We start from the raw sequence: 2,420 nt of genomic DNA, 5'->3' as shown, positions 1-2,420 counted from the left end.
GGGGTTCAAGACTTCTTGTAACGGCTTGGACATTTTTCTTGAATTCCAGGCGCCCAGGGAAGCAGTTCATCCAGAAAGCTTAAATTTGTGTCATTCATATGTTTTGGAATTTCGATGAGAAGCAGCTCTAAATACTGGTATACATTTAGGTAGTTAGCTTTTGCTGTTTCAACCAGGCTGTAAATCATGGCGCTGGCACGAGCACCATTAGAAGACTCGATTAACACGAAATTTTTCCGACCGATGGTGAATGGACGGATGGCCTGTTCAGCATAATTGTTATCCATCGGGACATCACCATCTGTTAAGAAAGTTCGGAGATATGGTTCCTGGTGGATGCTGTATGCTAGAGCTTTTCCAATGGTACTATTGTGGGTGACCTGATTGTATTTTGATTTTACCCACTCGAAATAAGCGTCAACTTTTTCTGTAAGAATAAGCTGTCGCTGTTTTAACCGATCATCTGATGGCAGATCATCAAATCCATTGTCGATGTGAAGCATTTCTGTGATCAGTGAATAAGCTTTATGGGCAATGGTACCGTCTGCCGAACCTTTGATTGATTTGATGAAATCAGCAAAAGGTCTGCGTGCGTGAATCCAACAGCCGCCAATAAGCAGATCAGGGCGCTCTTTACTGAGCTTGTGATACACCTGATAACCATCAGTGATGGCTATTCCAGAGAAGTCTTTCAGAAATTCTCTGGGATGATCGGCTCGTCTTGATGGCTGCCAGTCATAAAGAACGATTGGCTTTGAACTATGTGCGGGAGAATTGCGATATACCCACATATATGTCTTCTTGCCATTTTTGATTTTAGCGCCGTCAATGCGCATGACCTTTACCGGAGTTTCATCGGCATGGATGATATGGTTTTCGTAAATAAGTTCATGCAGCCGGTCATAAAGCAGGGATAAGTAGCTGTCAGCACTTCTGATAACCCAGTTTGCCATGGTGTTTGTGGAGAGCTGAATGCCATTGCTCTTATAAGCTTTAGACTGTCGTTCCAGAGGTAAGGCATTATTGTATTTTCCGTTTAAGATGGAAGCAACAAGGGATGGTGTTGCAATGCTGTTGCGGAACAAATCAGTTGGGCGCGGAGCTTTCACGATGGTACCGTCATTATTTTTGGAAGCATACACGTGGACATGATGTTCATCAACAATGAAAGTTTCTGGGATGATATGAAGACGGCGATACACTTCATTAGGAAGTTCCTTATAACCATCAGGAAAGAGCCTGATTAGTTCTTCTTCCGAAAGAGAATGCTCGATAATTCGGGTCGGAAGTCCATCCAGGTCCTCATCTCTTTTTCCAATCGTTTTTTTACGACGGTATGAGGCAATGATTACTTCTGTGATTTCTGGTTCGGAGGCATTTTCATCAGCAGTCATTTCGGCTTCATTAAAAGAATCGAACAGAGTGAGTTGTCCTTCTGTGAGATTACTTTCGGCCTGTCGACCGAAGTGTCGCTGGTTCATGATACGGATCTGTTCAGTTAGAAGTTCTATCTGGCGGTTTGTATCAGCAAGCTGAGTGTTTGCGGTATCAAGCTGGGATTGTACAGAAGCAAGCTGATCCTGCAAGGACGCAACGATAATAATGAGAGCTTCTCGGTTAAGACTATTCAGTTGATCTTCAGAAAGAATCATCATAAGCTGCCTCCCTTAGTTCTATTACATGCAATTATTATAGCAAAAAAGTAGTTTTATGGCGAATAGGAGTGGGGAAAAGAACCGTGAAATTGCCCATGAATAGAACGCTGCATATGTCATTGTAAGAAAGCAAAAGATAAAGATACTTGTAAAAAGAAAAATGCCGTGTAGAGCTTTGAAGGCTGCAAAAAGGAAGCAAAGGAGCCTTCGAAAGCTGTGCACAGCACTTTGAAAGAGGTGTAGGAAACAGGGAGTAAAGTTCTCTGTTTTGCACAAAAGAATTTTTAGGAAGAATGGTCAGGCGTTATGTCGTGGATAATGGGATCAATTGCAAAGCCTTGCATGAGCCAGTGAAACTGTTCAGCTGTCATGGAGCGAAGGTCATTGGAATTACGAGGCCAGGAAAAGTGACCGCTTTCAACACGCTTATAAAGAAGCAGAAAACCATCACCTTCCCAAAGCAGTCCCTTTATCTTGGAAGCGGATCTGCCGCAAAAGAGAAAGAGTGTGTTCGGAACAAAAAGTTTTGCATGAAACTTACGTTCAAGAATTGCGGCCAGTGAATCAATTCCATAACGTAAATCGGTATATCCGCACACGATATAGATTCCAGAAAAGTATTCCGGATCAGCATCTTTAAGCATGGCGCACCGCCTTGATCAGTGTACGCAGGAAATCTTCTGAGATGCCGGAGTCAACTGTAATGGAAATGCCATTTATTGTGATAGTAGCTGTTGTACGAATTGCGCGAATCGTGCAATTCGT

Annotated in this window: 2 protein-coding genes; both read right to left on the bottom strand. The window is 42.9% G+C overall.

What is annotated here, in order from left to right:
* Positions 1 to 5: 5 nt before the first annotated feature.
* Positions 6 to 1,655, bottom strand: a complete 1,650-nt coding sequence (gene tnpC / locus WMO41_RS15730; protein WP_349230579.1) for an IS66 family transposase — start codon at positions 1,653 to 1,655, stop codon at positions 6 to 8.
* Positions 1,656 to 1,939: 284 nt separating this feature from the next.
* The gene (tnpB, locus tag WMO41_RS15725; RefSeq protein WP_349230578.1) at positions 1,940 to 2,299 is read right to left on the bottom strand and encodes an IS66 family insertion sequence element accessory protein TnpB; all 360 of its coding nucleotides are present in this window, start codon (positions 2,297 to 2,299) and stop codon (positions 1,940 to 1,942) included.
* Positions 2,300 to 2,420: the final 121 nt, after the last annotated feature.

The sequence above is a fragment of the Ventrimonas faecis genome (genome assembly GCF_040096075.1).
GTDB lineage: Bacteria > Bacillota > Clostridia > Lachnospirales > Lachnospiraceae > Brotaphodocola > Brotaphodocola faecis.
The sequence above is the reverse complement of the archived record's forward strand: the minus strand, read 5'-3'. Positions and strand labels throughout refer to the sequence as shown.